Source organism: Bradyrhizobium sp. USDA 4541 (assembly GCF_024171085.1).
Taxonomy (GTDB): domain Bacteria; phylum Pseudomonadota; class Alphaproteobacteria; order Rhizobiales; family Xanthobacteraceae; genus Bradyrhizobium; species Bradyrhizobium australafricanum.
Window position 1 is genome coordinate 3,945,731 of sequence record NZ_JALJZF010000001.1, and the last position, 16,597, is coordinate 3,962,327.

The following is a 16,597-nucleotide window of genomic DNA, read 5'->3' on the forward strand; positions in this document are numbered from 1 at the left end:
TCGAACCCGGAATCTCGAGATTCCGGGTTCATCGCTGCGCGATGCCCCGGAATGACCACCTCAGGTACAGATCGACTCGTACAAGTCATTCCACTGCGGATTGCTCGCTTCGATCAATTGCGTCTTCCAGGCTCGCTTCCACTTCTTGAGCTCCTTCTCGCGTGATATCGCGGAGATCGGGTCGTCGTAGATTTCGAACCAAACCAGCTGCTGATGTTGTATTTGGACGTGAAGCCTGGGACGGCCTTCATTCGATGTTCGTAGACCCGCCGCACGAGATCGTTGGTGATCCCAACATAGATTGCTCCGTCTCGTCGACTTGCTAGAATGTACGCGTAGTACGACATGAGCCCCATTTCCCACACAGTCATTCCGGGGCGATGCGAAGCATCGAACCCGGAATCTCGAGATTCCGGGTTCGGTCCTGACGGACCGCCCCGGAATGACGAAAAACTATAGCGCGCCCGTCGCATGGCTAAAGCAGCAAAAAAGAAAGAACTCTCCGACGTCGACAAGCTCACCAAGGCCCAGGCCAAGGTCGAGTTGATGCGCCTTGCGCTCGAGCTCGAAGGTCACGACAAGCGCTACTATCAGGACGATGCGCCGAGCGTCAGCGACGCCGAATACGACGCGCTGCGGCAGCGCTACAATGCGATCGAGAAGCGCTTCCCTGAATTCGTCACCGCGGAATCGCCGTCGCAGAAGGTCGGCGCCGCGCCGTCGGGGCGCTTCCGGAAGGTTCGTCATTCGCTGCCGATGCTGTCGCTCGACAACGCGTTCGCGGAAGCCGACGTGGTCGATTTCGTCGGGCGCATCACGCGCTTCCTCAAGCTGCCGGATGACAAGATCGATTTCTCGGCCGAGCCGAAGATCGACGGGCTCTCGATGTCGCTGCGCTACGAGGGCGGCGAACTCGTCACCGCGGCAACCCGCGGCGACGGCGCCGAGGGTGAGGACGTCACCGCCAACATCCGCACGCTCGAGGACGTGCCGCAGAAGCTGAAGGGCCGCAACGTGCCCGACATTTGCGAGGTGCGCGGCGAGGTCTATATGACCAAGAAGGCGTTCCTCGCGCTCAACGAGCGGCAGAAGGCGGCCGGCGACACCATCTTCGCCAATCCGCGCAATTCGGCGGCCGGCTCGCTGCGGCAGAAGGATCCCACAATCACTGCCTCGCGGCCGCTCGGCTTCTTCGCCTATGCCTGGGGCGAGATGAGCGCGCTGCCGGAGGATACCCAGACCGGCATGATCCACTGGTTCGAGCGGTGCGGCTTCAAGACCAATCCGCTGACCAAGCTGTGCCACTCGGTCGAGGAGCTGATCGCCTTCCATCGCAAGATCGAGGAGCAGCGCGCCGAGCTCGACTACGACATCGACGGCGTCGTCTACAAGGTCGATCGCATCGACTGGCAGGAGCGGCTCGGCTTCGTGTCGCGCACGCCGCGCTGGGCGATCGCGCACAAATTCCCGGCCGAGCGCGCCATGACGGTGTTGCGCGACATCGAGATCCAGGTCGGGCGCACTGGCTCATTCACGCCGGTCGGCAAGCTCGAGCCGGTCGGTGTCGGCGGCGTGATCGTGCAGAACGTCACGCTGCACAATGAGGACTACATCAAGGGCATCGGCAACAAGGGCGAGGTGCTGCGCGAGGGACGCGACATCAGGATCGGCGACACCGTGGTGATCCAGCGCGCCGGCGACGTGATCCCGCAGGTCGTCGACGTCGTGATCGACAAGCGGCCGAAGAGCGCGAAGGAATTCCACTTCCCGAAGAAATGCCCGTGTCCGCTGCACACCGACGTGGTGCGCGAGGAGACCGCGGCTGGCGAGGAGGGATCGCGCGCCCGCTGTACCGGCGAGTTCGCCTGTCCGTTCCAGAAGGTCGAACACCTCATTCTGTTCGTGTCGCGCCGCGCCTTCGACATCGACGGTCTCGGCGTGAAGCAGTTGCAATATTTCTTCGACGAGGGATGGGTCAAGGAGCCGGCTGATATCTTCACGCTGCAAAAGCGCAACGCGAAGCTGAAGCTCGAGGACATCGAAGGCTACGGCGAGACCTCGGTGCGCAATCTGTTCGCCGCGATCGACAGCCGGCGCAGGATTGGCCTGGAACGCTTCATCTACGCGCTCGGCATGCGCCATGTCGGCGAGACCACCGCGCTGGCACTGGCGCGCGGCTATGGCTCCTGGGACGCGTTCCACGATGCCTGCCTCAAGGTCGCCAAGGGCGACGAGGAAGCGATGGCGGAGATGGATGCGCTCGACCAGATCGGCGACACCGTGATCAAGAGCATCGCCGACTATTTCGGCGAGAGCCACAATCGCGGCATCGTCGAGCGGCTGACCGGAGAGCTCGACGAGATCATCGACGCCGAGAAGCCGAAGAGCAATTCGGCGGTCGCCGGCAAGACCGTGGTGTTCACCGGATCGCTCGAAAAGATGACGCGCGACGAGGCCAAGGCGACCGCCGAACGGCTGGGCGCCAAGGCGGCCGGTTCGGTGTCGAAGAAGACCGACTACGTCGTCGCGGGGCCGGGCGCCGGCTCGAAGCTTGCCGAAGCGCAGAAGCACGGCGTCCAGGTGCTGACCGAGGACGAGTGGCTGAAGCTGATCGGGGAGTAGCCGTCATTCCGGGGCGCCTCGAAGAGGCGAACCCGGAATCTCGAGATTCCGGGTTCGATGCTGCGCATCGCCCCGGAATGACGAACTGCTCACATCATCCCCTGCTCATCCTCCTCGGCCTGCGCGATCAGCTCCTCGCTCACCACCACCTGCCGCCGCGGCACGACGAAGATCATGGTGCAGGCGCAGGCGATCGAGATCGCGAAGATCGCCGCGGTCAGCGGCAGCGTCGTGGTGGAGTGGCCGCCGAGATAGGCGCCGAATTGCGAGATCAGCGAGCCGATGCCCTGCTGCAGGAACCCCATGGCGCCCGAGGCGGTGCCGGCGGCTTCGGGCCGGATGCTGATGGCGCCGGCGGCGGAATTGGCCATCACGAAGGCGTTGGCGATCATCACGATCATCTGGGTGCCGAACAGCCAGAGCGGGGCCTGGTTTACTCCGGTAAAACTCCAGACCAGGTTCAACAGGCTGCCGCCGACCTGCAGCGCGAGGCCGAACCAGATCAATTTCTCCAGCGAGTGCCGCGGCGCGAAGCGCACGCACAAGAGATTGCCGACGAAGTAGCCGAACCCCGTCATCGCGAACCACGCGCCATACTCGGCGCTGGTCCGGCCCATCTGGGTCACCACGATGTAAGGGCCGCCGCCGGCGAAGGCGAAGATGATCTGCGACGCCAATACCTGGCACAATAGATAGCCGACGAAGGCGCGGCTCGTCATCAGCTTGCCGAGGTCGCCGCGAAAGCTGCTGCTCTCGGCGCGGTCGCGGCGGGTTTCCGGCAGCGCCAACGCGATGAAGATCGTGGTGATCAGCGACGCCGCGGTGATGAGATAGAGGATCGCGCGCCAGCCGAATGCGGTCTCCAGCAGGCCGCCGGTCAGCGGGCTCACCATCTGCGCGATCATCAATGCGGCGACGACAAGGCTGATCATGGCGCCGACCCGCTCGCGCGGATAGAGATCGCGGATGATGGCACGGCTGATCACCATGCCGCTGGCGCCGCCGAGCGCCTGGAAGAAGCGCGCCGCGATCAGTTGCGGCAGGGTCTCGGCGAACACCGAGCCGACGCCGGCCACGACCATCAGGCCGAGGCCCGCGAGCAGCACCGGCCGACGGCCGAACCTGTCGGACAGCGGCCCCATGATCAGCTGTGAAAGCGCGATGCCGACCATGTAGAGCGACACGGTCATCTGCGCGATAGAGATGTCGCGGCCGAAGGTGGTCGCCAGCACCGGCAGCGCCGGCACCAGCATGTAGAGCGAGATCGGCGCCACGCCCGTCATCACGACGAGCATCAGCAGCATGACCTTCGATGTCGCGATGTTGTCTTTGGCCGCGCCGGGCGGCTTGCCCATCACGCCGTGCATTCAGGTCCGATCCAGCATTGTGGAAAGACTGTAGCGTGCCCGTCCGCGCGGAATACGGGTGTTTCGGCATACGCCCATGCGATTTCAGGAGACGCGGTGACGATGTTTCGTCTCGCGCAATAAACGCTCTGTCGTCAGCTGCGAATTCCGCTGTCGTCCTCCGCGAAAGCGGGGGACCCGGTATTCCAGAGGCAGGCGTATTTGAATTGAGAGGCCGCGGCGTACTGAATCCCCCGCTTTCGCGGGGGATGACACCGAGTGGGGACGACGTCGAGTGTGCGGATGGCTGGGCGCGCCGCTACTTCAGCGCCGCCGTCGCCTCATCCAGCCACAGCTTCGTCGCGTTGTCGTCGAGATGCGGGCGCACCGCATGCGCAACGCGGGCGTGGTAGTCGTTGAGCCAGGCCAGTTCGTCCGGGCTCAGCATGCCGACCTCGATCAGGCGGCGATCGATCGGCGCCAGCGTCAGCGTCTCGAATGCATTGATCGGCTTCTCGGCGCCGGCAATGTCGGTGCCGATCACGAGCTCGAGGTTCTCGATCCTTATGCCGTAGGCGTCGGTCTTGTAGTAGCCGGGCTCGTTGGACAGGATCATGCCGCGCTTCAGCGGCGTGGTGCCGAGCTTGGAAATCCGCGCCGGCCCTTCATGGACGCTGAGATAGCTGCCGACGCCGTGGCCGGTGCCGTGCTCGAAATCGATCCCGGCCTGCCAGAGATATTGCCGCGCCAGCGTGTCGAGCTGCGCGCCGGTGGTGCCGTCGGGGAAGATCGCGCGGGCGATCGCGATATGGCCGCGCAGCACGCGGGTGAAGCGGTCGCGCATCTCGTCGGTCGGCTTGCCGATCGCGATGGTGCGGGTGACGTCGGTGGTGCCGTCCTCATATTGTGCGCCGGAATCGATCAGCAGGAGATCGCCGGGCTCGATGCGGCGGTTGCTTTTGCGCGTCACGCGGTAGTGCACGATGGCGCCGTTCGGCCCGGTGCCGGCGATGGTCGGGAAGGAGACGTCCTTCAGCGCGCCGGTCTGGCGGCGGAACGTCTCCAGCGCCTCGACGGTGTCGATCTCGGTGAGGCTGCCGGAGGGCGCCTCGCGATCGATCCAGGCGAGGAAACGCACCAGCGCCACCGCGTCGCGCTGATGCGCCGTGCGCGTGCCCTCGATCTCGGTGACGTTCTTGACCGCCTTCAAGAGGCTGACCGGATCGCTGCCGCGCACCGGCTTGCCGCCGGCACCCGCGATCAGGCGGCTCAGGGCGTCGGCTGCGGTCGCGCTGTCGAGCGCGATCGAGGCGCCGCGCTTGGCGAGCTCGGTGAGTTTTGCCGCCAGCGCCGCGGGCTGCTCGACATCGGCCGATTGCTCGAGATGGTCGCGTGTCGAGTTGGACAGCTTGCGCTGATCGATGAACACCAGCGGCCGGCCTTCCTTCGGTACCAGCGCATAGGACAGCGGCAGCGGCGTATGCGAGACGTCGGCGCCGCGGATGTTGAAGGTCCAGGCGACCGCGTGGCTGTCGGACAGCACCAGCGCGTCGACGCCGAGCTTGTTGATCTCGAGGCGGATGCGCTTGAGCTTCTCGGCTTCGATCTCCCCGGAAAACTGCGCGCCGTGGATCGTGACCGGACCGAGCGGCGGTGCCGGCCGCTCGTGCCAGATCGCATCGAGCGGATTGCTGTCGACGGCGACCAGTTCCGCGCCGGCCTTGGCGCAGGCCGCTGCCAGTCGTTCGGCTGCCGCAGAAGTGTGCAGCCAGGGGTCAAATCCTAGGCGGTCGCCGGCCGCCAGATGCCGGGTCAGCCAGTGCTCCGGCGGCGGATCGACCAGCGGCTCGACTTGCCAGGCCTTGCGGTCGACCTGCTTGCCGGCCTGCAGCGTGTAGCGGCCGTCGACGAACAGGGCGGCCTCCTTGCTCAGCACGATCGCGAGCCCGGCCGATCCAGTGAAGCCGGTCAGCCAGGCGAGCCGCTCCTCGGAGGCTGCGACATATTCATTCTGCTGCTGGTCTGCGCGCGGAACCACGAATCCGGTCAGCTTGCGCCGCGCCAGCTCCTCGCGCAGCGCGCTCAAGCGGGCAGTCAGCGCCACGCCGCCTTCAGGCTCTTCGAACGTCTGGAAATGGGCTTCGAACATCGCCGTCGCACTCTCTTCGGATGAAGCATGACCTTCGCGCGAGCGCGGTCAAGCATGACCATATTTTTGGCATAACTTATGCTTGAATATGGCATAGTGGAATTGGCCGGACGATGTCCACTGCACGTCAACGGCCAAGCGTACGGGGAGTGTCCAGGAGTGTCTCAACTCAACGGTGAGGAGATGCACGATGCCTGCATTCACGTTTGAGAAGATCTCGCCGCCGGTCCGCCGCGGCCCGATCGCGCCGGTCGAACAGAAGCAGCGCGGCATCATCGTCCAGATGCTGGACCGCCTTGTCGAGGCGCGCGCCAAGCGTGCGGCCGGTCAGGACAAGGTCGAGACTAACCGTAGCGATTCGCCAGCGCCCGAATAGACAACCCGCGGATCGCGGCTACCGTTCCAGGTCGGACGCCTTCGCCACGGTCACATTGACGACCTTGCCGTCCTCGAGCTCGCGCACGATCCGCTCATCGGGGCCGACGATGCCGAGATCGAATTCGCGCTCGGGCGTCACGAGCGTCATGCGCTGGCCGGCGATCACGACGACGGTCATGTCGAGCGTCTCGCCGGAGATCGCCCATTCCCTGAGCTCGTTGCAAAACGGCTCTTTGCGCCAGGCGTCGGGGAAGCCCGGATCGCATCTGACCTCAAAACCATCTTCCGACGTGGTCAGGACGAGCTTCGACCTGGAAGGCTTCCAGTGCTCCTCCAGCAGCTCGTTCGCCAGCCAGACGCAGCTGAACGAGCGGCATTCCGCCGGCCGGCCCGGATAGGTCCGGCAGCCGCGCCCCGGCTTGCAATGCGGGCACCACGTGTTGGCAGGCTTGGCCAGTTCCTCGATCGCCATCACCTTGCAGCAGAGCGTGCAGTCGCCGCACTGTCTGCCGGTCGCGGTCACTTCACGGAGCGCAGCAGCAGGCTGCTCCAGCCCTCGATCCTCAGATGCTGCAGCGGCACCAGCCCGCGGGCACGGTAGGCGGCGATGACCGCCGGCGCCTGGTGCGTCAGCAGGCCCGAGAGAATGACCTGCGCCGACGAGGCGAGGTGGCGCGCCATCGGGCCGGCCAGCTGCCGCAGCGGATTGGCGAGGATGTTGGCGAGCACCAGCTCGAACGGACCGTCCTCGGCAAAGCGCGGAGCGGCAAAGCCGGTGGCGCGGATCACGTCCACCAGATCGCCTGCGCCGTTCAGCCGGGCATTCTCCTCGGCGACCCTGACCGACGGCGGGTCGATGTCGCTTGCCAGCACCTTGCCGTGCAGCGCCTTGGCGGCGGCGATCGCCAGCACGCCGGTCCCGGTGCCGAGATCCAGCACGCGGCGGGGCTGATACGCTTTCAGCACGTGGTCGAGCAGCAGCAGGCAGCCGCGGGTGGTGCCGTGATGGCCGGTGCCGAAGGCCAGCGCCGCCTCGATCTCGATCCCGAGCTTGTTGGGGGGTATCCGGTGCCGGTCATGCTGGCCGTGGACGATAAAGCGGCCGGCCGCGACCGGGACAAGATCCTCCAGGCTGGCCTTGACCCAGTCCTTGGCCTCCACGGTATCCAAGACTAAAGTAGATGCGACATCCTGCCGCACCACTTGGCCGACCAGCTCGCGCAGTAAATTTTGGTCCGGCGGCTCGGCAAAATGGACGGTGACGTCCCAGCGGCCATCCGGCCGCTCGAAGGCCGCAAACGCCGCCTGATCCTCGAAAAACAGCTCGGAAAGCGCGTCTACCACGCGCTTTGCGGTCGATTCATCTGGAAGGGTGACGCTGGCGCGGTGTGTGGACGGGGTCATCGGAGGCCGGTAGCGCGGTTTTTGTTAAAATTTCAAGCCGGATTCAATCGAATATCGCGAGAATTGAGAGGTTCCCGGTTCAGACAACCTTAGATGTTGCCGTACTACTACGGTGGCGGAACTGGGAACACCCTTCGTTCCAAGGCATCACAACCAAGGGCAGGGCTGCAATGAAGGCTTTTATCGTTAAGTTTTTGCGGAATGAATCCGGCGCGACCGCCATCGAATACGGACTGATCGCGACCGGTATCGCCATCGCGATCATCGCTGCGGTGAATGGCGTCGGCACGGCACTGAGCGGGACCTTCAACTCGATCAGCGGCTCGCTGAAGTAATTTCTCGAACGGCGTTCTCAGGGAAGCACCGGGCGACATGTCGCCCGGTGTTTTCTTTTTGACCGATTGTCCACAGAGCCACACGCAGCTTGTCGACAAGACATCAACTGCGTTCTCCCGGGATTGTCAGCGTCGATCGCACAGCCGGTCCACAGCGGCGTCCACCGGTTATCCCGTCTTGAGACAAGGCCGCTGCCCACCGCAGACCCACAGCTTCTCAACACGCCTGTCCACAGCTTGTCCCGCGGGCGCGGTGTGTCGTCTACGAGAACAGCGCGCGATGGTCGGCCAAAATCGCCCGCGCGGCATTGTGGCCGGGGGCGCCGGTGACGCCGCCGCCGGGATGGGCGCCGGAACCGCAATGGTAGAGACCCTTCAGCGGTCCGCGATAGTCGGCATGGCCGAGCATCGGCCGCGCCGAGAACAACTGGTTCAGTGTCAGCGCACCGTGAAAGATGTCGCCGCCGAGCAGGCCGAATTGCCGCTCGAGGTCGAGAGGCGACAGGACCTGGCGGCCGATCACGCTGCCTGCGAAGCCGGGGACGTAGCGATCGACGGTTGCGATCATCAGATCGGCGACCTCTTCGCGATAATCGTCCCACGATCTGCCGTCGGGTAGTTGCGGCGCGACGTGCTGGCAGAACAGGCTCGCGACATGCTGGCCCGGCGGGCTCAGGCTGTCGTCGAGCGTCGAGGGGATCAGCACCTCGACGACCGGCGCGCGGCTCCAGCCGAATTCGCGCGCATCGTGCCAGGCGCGATCCATGTAGCCGAGGCTCGGAGCGATGATGATCCCCGCCGTAAGGTGATCCCCTAGGCCGGGCAGCGCGGTGAACGAGGGCAGGGCATTTAGCGCCACATTCATCCTGAACGTGCCGGACCCGTTCCGCCATCGGGAGATGCGCGCGCGAAACTCGGGCTCCAATGCGCCTTCCGGTACCAGGCGTGTGTACAGCAGCTTCGGATTGACGTTCGAGACGACGTATTTGGCGCGCACGGTCTTGTCATTGTCGAGGACGACGCCGACGGCGCGCTCCTTCTCGACGATCACCTCGCGGACGGCAGCATCGGTTTCGATCTCGACGCCATGGCCGCGCGCGGCACGCGCCATTGCCTGGGTGATCGCACCCATGCCGCCGATCGCGTGGCCCCAGACGCCCTTCTTGCCGTTCACCTGGCCGAACGCATGGTGCAGCATCACATAGGCCGAGCCGGCCGCGTAGGGGCTGGCATAATTGCCGACGATGGCATCGAAGCCGAACAGCGCCTTGACGAGGTCGTTCTCGAAGCGCTCGTCGAGCATCTCGCCGGCCGATCGCGTGAACAGGTCGAGCAGATTGCGCTGCTGTTCCAGCGACAGCCGGCGCAGGATGTTGGCGGTGCCGAGCGCGTTGAAGGCCTCGCTGATCGCGCTGATGCCAAAGCCCTCGACGAGGTTCGGCGGCGCGCGCAGCACGAATTGCCGCAGCACGTCGGCGATGGCTTCGAGTTCCCCTGAGAACACGCCGATTGCGGCCGCGTCCTTGTGGCTGAGCTTTTCGACCGACTCCCGGGTCCGGCCTTCGCCGGTCAAAAGATAGCTGCCGTCGGGCGCGGGGAGGAAGTTCTGCGCGCGCCGCTCGACGATCCTGAGGCCGTGATCGGCAAGTTTCAGGTCAGACACGATCTGCGGATTGAGCAGGCTCACCGTGTAGGCGGCGACCGAATTGCGGAAGCCCGGGCAAAATTCTTCGGTGACCGCAGCGCCGCCGACCACCTTGCGGCGTTCCACGACCTTCACGCGCAGCCCGGCCATCGCGAGATAGGCCGCGCAGGTGAGGCCGTTGTGCCCCGCACCGATGATGACGACGTCTGTTTCGTTCATGTCCGCTTCAAGAAGCAGTGATTAGAGCATGTGCTGTGGCGCCGCAGCGCCGCGTCGTCAAGTCCGCGTGACCGCCGTTTCTTGTCCGTGATAGTGCCGTATGCTCAACTGAAATCCTCTGGTGGGGTGCCACCGGACTGTCCGCCTCCGGCGCCCGCCGGGTCCATGCCGGAGCTTTCATGACGTCTGAGCCGACCGCCTCGCGCAACCGGCTGGTGCTGGTTGTCTACACCGCCGCGATCTTCGTCAGTGCCCTGTTGCTGTTCTCGGTGCAGCCGCTGTTCACCAAGATGGTGCTGCCGCGACTCGGCGGCTCGCCGGCGGTGTGGTCGGTGGCGATGGTGTTCTTCCAGTCGCTGCTGCTCGGCGGCTACGCCTATGCGCATCTCTTGATGAAGCTGAATGGCCGCATCGTGCCGGTCGTGGTGCATCTGGTGCTGCTCGTCGTCGCGTTGCTGACCTTGCCGCTGGCGATCAGGAGCGGCTGGGGCGAGCCGCCGACGTCCGGCTATGCGGTCTGGCTGCTCGGCCTGTTCGCGGTTTCGATCGGCCTGCCGTTCTTCGCGCTCGCCGCCAACAATCCGCTGCTGCAGGCCTGGTTCGTGCGCACCGGACATCCCAATGGTCCCGATCCGTATTTCCTCTACGCATCCTCGAACATCGGCAGCTTCCTCGCGCTATTGTCCTATCCGGTGCTGCTCGAGCCGATGTTCACGTTGCGCATCCAGAATCTGATCTGGACCGGTGGTTATGGTCTGCTGATTATTCTGATCGCAAGTTGCGGCGTGCTGCTGTTGCGGTCGCCGGCCAATGCCGCCGCGCTTGACATGCAGGTCGATGACGCCAATGCGCCGGCGCCGTCCTGGGCGCTGCGGGCGCGCTGGATCTTCCTCGCCGCGGTGCCGTCCGGTCTCCTGATCGCGGTGACGGCGCATATCTCGACCGACGTCGCCGCCGCGCCCCTGCTGTGGGTGCTGCCGCTGTCGCTCTATCTCTTGACCTGGGTGCTGGTGTTCCAGTCGCGGCCGCTATTGCCGCACAAATGGATGCTGCGGGCGCAGCCGCTGGCGATTGCCGGCGTCGTGATCCTGCTTGCGGTCGGCGGCGAGCAGAACCTGCTGCTCACGCTCGGCGGCCATCAGCTCTGTTTCTTCATCATCGCGATGGCCTGTCATGGCGAGCTCGCGCGCACCCGCCCGGCGGCGAAATATCTCACCGGCTTCTACGTCGCGCTGTCGTTCGGCGGCATGGTCGGCGGCCTGTTCGCGGGGCTTATTGCGCCTTTTACTTTCTCGTGGGTCGCCGAATATCCGATCCTGCTGGCGCTCGCGGCGCTATGCCGTCCGCCCGGCGGCGCGGAGCGGCTGCCGCGCTGGAGCGCCTGGTACTGGCCGTTCCTTGCGGTGCTGGCGGTGGCGCTGATCGCGCCGAGCCATTCGGCCGGCGACATCTTCAACTGGTTCGATGTGCACCGGGTCTGGGTGATCGGCGCGGTCGGCGTGCTCTCGGCGCTGCTTGCGCTCGCGCTGAACGCCAATCGCTGGAAGATCTTCGCCACCGTCGTGGTCGCGTTGGTGGTGCTGCGCGCCTATCCATCCGACGACGGCCGCGTCGAAACCGTGCGCAGCTTCTTCGGCGTGCACAAGATCGTGGTGACGCTGAACGGGCAGTATCACGTGCTGATGCACGGCACCACGATCCATGGCGCCGAGAAGTTCAAGAACGATGACGGCACGCCGGTCGCCGGAAAGCCCGAACCGATCAGCTACTATCACAAGGACGGCGGCATCGGGCGGGCGATATCAGCGATCCGCGAGCGTAAGGGCGCGCCGCTGAAGGTGGCGGTGATCGGGCTAGGTTCGGGGACGCTGACCTGCGCGTCGGCCCCCGGCGAGGACTGGCGCTTCTTCGAGATCGACCAATCGATGGTCGATACCGCGCGCGATCCGAAATACTTCACCTACATCCAGAACTGCGAGCCGAACCTCAAGCCCGTCATCGGCGACGCGCGGCTGACCTTCGCCAAGGAGCCGGACGGCGCCTACGATCTGATCATCGTCGACGCCTATTCGTCGGACGCGATCCCGATCCATCTCGCGACCGAGGAGGCGATGGCGATCTACAAGGAGAAGCTGGCGCCGCAGGGCGCCGTCGTGATGCACGTCTCCAACCGTCACCTCGAACTTGCCAGCGTCGTGGTCGGCATTGCCGACGCCAACGACATGAAGAGCTGGGTCTACAGCGAGGATTCCGGCCGCGACAACGAGTACATCTTCTCGACCTCGGTCGTGGTCTCCGCGCGCGAGGAGGAAGACGTCGGCAAGCTCGCATCGTCGGATGTCTGGACCGAGACCGAAGCCGACGAGAAGCAGCGGGTCTGGACCGACGACTATTCGAACGTGCTGGGTGCAGTGTACCGGCGCCTGCGCGACGGCGAGCAGTAGGACCTGCTAGCCGAGCCAATCGCGGCGGCTTCCGCGCGATAATTCTCTAGCGATCGGCTACCAGCAGTCTGGCGAACTGGGGCTTGACGATCGCGGCAAACATTCCGGGATCGTCGAAAGCCCTCGCCGAGAGCATTGCCCCATGAACCGACGCCATCAGCATCTGGGCCTCTTCGTCCGGCCGCTGATCCAGCCGGAACAGATGCTGTTCCGCGCCGGCCTGCAGCACCGATGTCAGCCATCCTGCGAGATGACGGAAATGGGCGCGGACGCGCGATGCGATCTCGTCCGGCAACATCGGCATCTCGCCGGCAAGCATCGCGCAGACGCAGAACGGCAGCGAGGCATCGCCGATGCACGCCTGCCAGAAGTTCACGTAAGCCTGCAGCTGGTCGGCCGGGCTTGCGGATTGCTCCCGAAGCGACTTCAGGCCCAGCTCGGTCTGCTGCCGGTAGCGATCCACCAGCGCCGAGACCAGCTCGGCCTTGGTCGGGAAGTGATGGTGGATGCTCGCCTTCCGGATACCGATGGCGTCGGAAATGTCGGCATAGCTGAAGCCGTTGTAGCCCCCCGCGACGATGAGGGGCTGCGCGACGTCGAGAATTTTTTCAGAAGTCGAAGTCATCACGTTCACGTCATGCCTACCTTCCAGTAGGTAAATTACAAAGGTAAATCAAGGCCTTCCTCTCCGCACAGGGCGTCCGAGCGCCAGATTGACTCGGAATGCATCTACCTACTAGTAGGAAGATAAACAAGGAGCCCTGTTAATGCAAAGCAACCTTTCGACCCAATCCACCTGGCTGCGATCCTATTATCTCGGGCGCGCCATCTTCTCGGTCGCCTGGGTCGCCACCGCCGTTCTGTTCAGCGGTCAAGCCGGCCCTGCCGCGGTTCTGCTCGTGATCTACCCGGCGTGGGACGGCATCGCCAATCTGGCTGATGCCCGGGTCAATGGCGGCCTGAAGGCCAACCCATCCCAGGCCCTGAATGTCGTGGTCAGCGCGATCACGACGCTCGCCGTGATCGTGGCGCTCCGCCACAGCAGCTATGCCGTCCTCGCCGTGTTCGGGGTTTGGGCGATCCTCGCGGGCGTGCTGCAATTGTACACCGGCGTCAGGCGCTGGCGTCATTATGGCGCGCAATGGGCGATGATCCTGAGTGGCGCACAGTCGGCACTCGCCGGCGGCTACATGATCAGCCAGTCCGTAGGTACCGTTGCGCCGACCATTCTCGACGTCGCTCCCTATGCGGGCTTCGGCGCGTTCTACTTCTTGCTTTCCGCAATCTGGCTCGTTGCCACCGGCTATCGCCACGCGCGCGCCTAGAGTCAAAGCAAGAAGCTGGAGCTCCGTTCCGATTCAATCGGAACGGAGAGCTGTCCGACGGAGAGCGCCAGCTCGCCTTCAGCGCGACGCGACTATTTGTTCTCTGGCGGCGCTGTACTCGCGGTGGCGGGCGTCGAGGCAGCGAGCAGCGGCATCGTCGGCGTACTCTGGCCGGCATCCTCGTCGAGGAATTGCTCCACGCCGGCCTGGATCGACGATCTCGCGCTGTCCGGGCCGCGGTCGCTGAGATCGTTGTGCTGGAATTCGGTTCTGACCACCTTGATGCCGAGTCTCGCACAGGTCTCGTCGTCGGGCACGACGCCCGGATCGGCCTTGAACACCGGATCCCTGGAGCGGAACGAGAGGATCTTTATCCTGCCGTCGGTGATGAAGGGGACGCGCAGATTGTCCAGCGTGACGACCTTCTTCACCAGGTCGGGATGCTGCTTGGCGAAGAACATCGAGATGTCTCCGCCGTTGGAATGGCCGATCAACGTCAGCTGGCGATAGTTTGCGTTCGGGTAGAGCTTCTTGAGCTCGTCGATCGCATACATGATGTTGAAGACGCCGCGATTGTACTGCATGCGGCGGCCGACATATTCCTCGCCGACCTTGGTGACCATCGGCTCGTCGGTGTCGAGATCATGCTGAATGCTGATCACGAGGTATCCGCGCGACGCGAACAAATTGGTGAGGAACGAGTACTCGGTGTTCTTGACGGTGTTGCCGTGGCTTAGGATCGCGACCGGCAGCTCGATCATCTCGGCCATTGCCTGCATTTGCCGGTCGCGGCGCACCGCGACCTCGACCGTGACGTCGCGGTCGTCGCGCAGAACGTCGTGGAACGTCAGCGTCGTGTGACGGATGGCCCATCTGTCCGTCGTGAAATAAGCGGCCATCGCCACGATGCACAGGCAAAGGACAATGATGCCCCGTTTCATGTCGACCTCTGATCTAGCCTACGTGACCCGCGCTTCTCGCCCTGATTTCATCGGGCATGCCGCATGAATCGGCCTCCAGGGGCCAGGCGGGCGCTTGTGCCGCCGAATATCGGGCTAGTTTTACAATCAGATGACGACGCGACGACGGGCCACGGCGCACGATGACGGGCGCCCTTTGCGAAGGTCACAAGCGGGTGAGGGGAGCGTGAACTGACGGCGCCCTGCCTGCGGCGCCGTCACGGATCAAGAGCGTGCGGCAGATTTCTTTTGACGCGTTTTCTTCACGCGAACCGGCGCCTACTTCGCTCGAAAACGCTCTAATCCTGATAGGTGTTGCCGTAGAAGCCGCGCGGCTGATAGGCGGGGCGCGGCTGGTAGTAGCCCTGCGGCGCCGGTGCGTAGCCCTGATTGGCGTAGTACTGCTGCTGCTGCTGGCCATAGGCCTGCGCGTCGTAGACACGGCGGCTTGACGGCGGTGCCGGATAGCGGCGATCGGTCGAGCTGCCGTCGGCTGGATAGATGTAGCCGTCGTCGGTGCGGACCTGCGCCGGATAGTCGCGCGGCTGCGGCGTCAGCACGACCGGGTCGCCGGCGGCGGCGGTGCCGTACTGCTCGTCATATTGCTGCGGTGCGCGGCGGGCGACGGCGGTGCCGTTGCGTCCACGCGGATTGCGCGCCAGCGCGACCTGCGACGAGCCGGTCAGCGTCACGGTGGTGTTGAGCACGCCTTCCTTCTGGACCAGGGAGTAAAGCGTGGTTGCGTTGTCGCGCGACAGCCGCACGCAGCCATGCGAGGCCGGCGAGCCGAGGCGGCTCACCGAGTCGGTGCCGTGAATCGCGTGCCCGATCTTGGTGAAGAAAATCGAGTGCGGCATCGGCGCGTCGTCGAATTCCTTGGAGTAGTGATCCTCTTCCATGCGGAAGGCGCGGAAGCTGCCGTTCGGCGTTTCGCGCGACGGGATGCCGGTCGAGACCGGCCAGTGATAGCGCGCGACGCCGTCGACCGCGACGGTCATCTGCTGGTTGTCCTTGTCGATGGTGATATCGACTTTGGCCTGTGCGGCACCGGCGGTGAAGAGCATCACGGACGTGAACGCAATGAGGAACGAACGCATTTTACCTTTGGCCTCCAGGCCTGCTCGCGAAGCCGCGGCTCTCCGTCCCCGGCAATCAATATGCACGGAATCCGAACTTGGTTCCAGTGGCGGGCCAAGGCCGTGATCAATCGCCATGGTTAATCCCGTGCGCGGCGCAAACAAGGCCGAAGCCGGGCTTGCCTGTCACGGCGAGCTGACTTTTTCGCGAGCAGGCCGCGACCACGGCCCGATTGGTCTCCGACACGCAACCATTTGGCCGCATGAGCGTTTAACAATCCCGCCCGGCGGCGCGTTCGCGCCGCGCATCAAGGAATCCAGATGAACAACACCAAGGTGAAGACCGCGGCCGTCGTCCCAGCCGGCCTCTCCGCGCGGCTCCTGCTTGCGGCCGCAGCCCTCGCTTTGACGCTGGTCGCAGTCCCCCATGCAGGCCATGCCCAGGGCATCGTCCGCGGCGCTCATGAGGGCGCCTATGAGGGCAACCGGGTCGCCGGCCCGGTGGGCGGCGTGGTTGGCGGCGCCGTCGGCGCCGGCGTTGGTGGCGCCATGGGCGCGGTCAAGGGCGTGTTCGGCATCCCGGATCGCGGTTACCGCCGTGGCCACCGCTGCCGCGGCTATTACCGCCACGGTCATTTCCACTGCTATTGATCGTTGAATACCCTGTAGCCCGGATGGAGCCAACGGGTCGCGCG

General features: G+C 64.7%; 14 protein-coding genes and 1 pseudogene. 6 read left to right on the forward strand and 9 right to left on the reverse strand.

Going from position 1 to position 16,597, the window contains the following annotated elements; genetic code table 11:
- Window positions 1–60 precede the first annotated feature (60 nt).
- Window positions 61–347: pseudogene (locus J2R80_RS18460) on the reverse strand (GIY-YIG nuclease family protein).
- Window positions 348–471: 124 nt separating this feature from the next.
- Between J2R80_RS18460 and ligA the strand changes: the two are divergent.
- Complete coding sequence (gene ligA, locus J2R80_RS18465; RefSeq protein ID WP_057015005.1) at window positions 472–2,622, forward strand: NAD-dependent DNA ligase LigA; 2,151 nt, start codon at window positions 472–474, stop codon at window positions 2,620–2,622.
- 89 nt (window positions 2,623–2,711) lie between these two features.
- Here ligA and J2R80_RS18470 read toward each other — a convergent pair whose 3' ends face one another.
- Both J2R80_RS18470 and J2R80_RS18475 read right to left on the reverse strand, forming a co-directional pair.
- Entirely contained in the window at window positions 2,712–3,989 is a 1,278-nt protein-coding gene (locus J2R80_RS18470) for a multidrug effflux MFS transporter (RefSeq protein WP_253639074.1), read from the reverse strand.
- A gap of 298 nt (window positions 3,990–4,287) precedes the next feature.
- Window positions 4,288–6,117, reverse strand: a complete 1,830-nt coding sequence (locus tag J2R80_RS18475) for an aminopeptidase P family protein (RefSeq protein ID WP_253639075.1) — start codon at window positions 6,115–6,117, stop codon at window positions 4,288–4,290.
- 190 nt (window positions 6,118–6,307) lie between these two features.
- Here J2R80_RS18475 and J2R80_RS18480 point away from each other — a divergent pair, with 190 nt between their 5' ends.
- A complete protein-coding gene (locus J2R80_RS18480; RefSeq protein WP_253639076.1) occupies window positions 6,308–6,493 on the forward strand; it encodes a hypothetical protein in 186 nt (61 codons plus the stop codon).
- Window positions 6,494–6,511: 18 nt separating this feature from the next.
- Here the strand turns inward: J2R80_RS18480 and J2R80_RS18485 are convergent, their stop codons facing one another.
- Window positions 6,512–7,018 (reverse strand): hypothetical protein, encoded by a 507-nt coding sequence (locus J2R80_RS18485; RefSeq protein ID WP_253639077.1) that lies wholly within the window; start codon window positions 7,016–7,018, stop codon window positions 6,512–6,514.
- Window positions 7,015–7,899, reverse strand: a complete 885-nt coding sequence (locus J2R80_RS18490) for a 50S ribosomal protein L11 methyltransferase (protein WP_253639078.1) — start codon at window positions 7,897–7,899, stop codon at window positions 7,015–7,017. The genes J2R80_RS18485 and J2R80_RS18490 overlap by 4 nt, the downstream gene beginning before the upstream one ends.
- Before the next feature lie 170 nt (window positions 7,900–8,069).
- Between J2R80_RS18490 and J2R80_RS18495 the strand changes: the two genes are divergently transcribed.
- On the forward strand, window positions 8,070–8,234 hold the full coding sequence (locus J2R80_RS18495; protein WP_016841571.1) for a Flp family type IVb pilin: 165 nt from the start codon (window positions 8,070–8,072) through the stop codon (window positions 8,232–8,234).
- A 262-nt stretch (window positions 8,235–8,496) separates the two neighbouring features.
- Here J2R80_RS18495 and J2R80_RS18500 read toward each other — a convergent pair whose 3' ends face one another.
- Window positions 8,497–10,098, reverse strand: a complete 1,602-nt coding sequence (locus J2R80_RS18500) for an NAD(P)/FAD-dependent oxidoreductase (RefSeq protein WP_253639079.1) — start codon at window positions 10,096–10,098, stop codon at window positions 8,497–8,499.
- A gap of 179 nt (window positions 10,099–10,277) precedes the next feature.
- Here J2R80_RS18500 and J2R80_RS18505 point away from each other — a divergent pair, with 179 nt between their 5' ends.
- Entirely contained in the window at window positions 10,278–12,542 is a 2,265-nt protein-coding gene (locus J2R80_RS18505) for a spermidine synthase (protein WP_253639080.1), read from the forward strand.
- A gap of 46 nt (window positions 12,543–12,588) precedes the next feature.
- Here J2R80_RS18505 and J2R80_RS18510 read toward each other — a convergent pair whose 3' ends face one another.
- Window positions 12,589–13,176: a TetR family transcriptional regulator gene (locus J2R80_RS18510; RefSeq protein ID WP_253639081.1), complete on the reverse strand. Its 588-nt coding sequence runs from the start codon at window positions 13,174–13,176 to the stop codon at window positions 12,589–12,591.
- A 133-nt stretch (window positions 13,177–13,309) separates the two neighbouring features.
- Here J2R80_RS18510 and J2R80_RS18515 point away from each other — a divergent pair, with 133 nt between their 5' ends.
- Complete coding sequence (locus J2R80_RS18515; RefSeq protein WP_253639082.1) at window positions 13,310–13,867, forward strand: DUF308 domain-containing protein; 558 nt, start codon at window positions 13,310–13,312, stop codon at window positions 13,865–13,867.
- Window positions 13,868–13,959: 92 nt separating this feature from the next.
- Here J2R80_RS18515 and J2R80_RS18520 read toward each other — a convergent pair whose 3' ends face one another.
- Window positions 13,960–14,808: an alpha/beta hydrolase gene (locus J2R80_RS18520; protein ID WP_253639083.1), complete on the reverse strand. Its 849-nt coding sequence runs from the start codon at window positions 14,806–14,808 to the stop codon at window positions 13,960–13,962.
- Window positions 14,809–15,125: 317 nt separating this feature from the next.
- On the reverse strand, window positions 15,126–15,923 hold the full coding sequence (locus tag J2R80_RS18525) for a L,D-transpeptidase (RefSeq protein ID WP_253639084.1): 798 nt from the start codon (window positions 15,921–15,923) through the stop codon (window positions 15,126–15,128).
- A 300-nt stretch (window positions 15,924–16,223) separates the two neighbouring features.
- Between J2R80_RS18525 and J2R80_RS18530 the strand changes: the two genes are divergently transcribed.
- A complete protein-coding gene (locus J2R80_RS18530; protein ID WP_018273009.1) occupies window positions 16,224–16,553 on the forward strand; it encodes a hypothetical protein in 330 nt (109 codons plus the stop codon).
- Window positions 16,554–16,597: the final 44 nt, after the last annotated feature.

Excerpts from the sequence above, each read along its gene's own strand:
- J2R80_RS18505 (WP_253639080.1), top strand. The coding sequence starts at position 10,278 with ATGACGTCTGAGCCGACCGCCTCGCGCAACCGGCTGGTGCTGGTTGTC.
- ligA (WP_057015005.1), top strand. The coding sequence starts at position 472 with ATGGCTAAAGCAGCAAAAAAGAAAGAACTCTCCGACGTCGACAAGCTC.
- J2R80_RS18530 (WP_018273009.1), top strand. The coding sequence starts at position 16,224 with ATGAACAACACCAAGGTGAAGACCGCGGCCGTCGTCCCAGCCGGCCTC.
- J2R80_RS18490 (WP_253639078.1), bottom strand. The coding sequence starts at position 7,899 with ATGACCCCGTCCACACACCGCGCCAGCGTCACCCTTCCAGATGAATCG.
- J2R80_RS18470 (WP_253639074.1), bottom strand. The coding sequence starts at position 3,989 with ATGCACGGCGTGATGGGCAAGCCGCCCGGCGCGGCCAAAGACAACATC.
- J2R80_RS18475 (WP_253639075.1), bottom strand. The coding sequence starts at position 6,117 with ATGTTCGAAGCCCATTTCCAGACGTTCGAAGAGCCTGAAGGCGGCGTG.
- J2R80_RS18500 (WP_253639079.1), bottom strand. The coding sequence starts at position 10,098 with ATGAACGAAACAGACGTCGTCATCATCGGTGCGGGGCACAACGGCCTC.
- J2R80_RS18525 (WP_253639084.1), bottom strand. The coding sequence starts at position 15,923 with ATGCGTTCGTTCCTCATTGCGTTCACGTCCGTGATGCTCTTCACCGCC.
- J2R80_RS18495 (WP_016841571.1), top strand. The coding sequence starts at position 8,070 with ATGAAGGCTTTTATCGTTAAGTTTTTGCGGAATGAATCCGGCGCGACC.
- J2R80_RS18520 (WP_253639083.1), bottom strand. The coding sequence starts at position 14,808 with ATGAAACGGGGCATCATTGTCCTTTGCCTGTGCATCGTGGCGATGGCC.
- J2R80_RS18480 (WP_253639076.1), top strand. The coding sequence starts at position 6,308 with ATGCCTGCATTCACGTTTGAGAAGATCTCGCCGCCGGTCCGCCGCGGC.
- J2R80_RS18515 (WP_253639082.1), top strand. The coding sequence starts at position 13,310 with ATGCAAAGCAACCTTTCGACCCAATCCACCTGGCTGCGATCCTATTAT.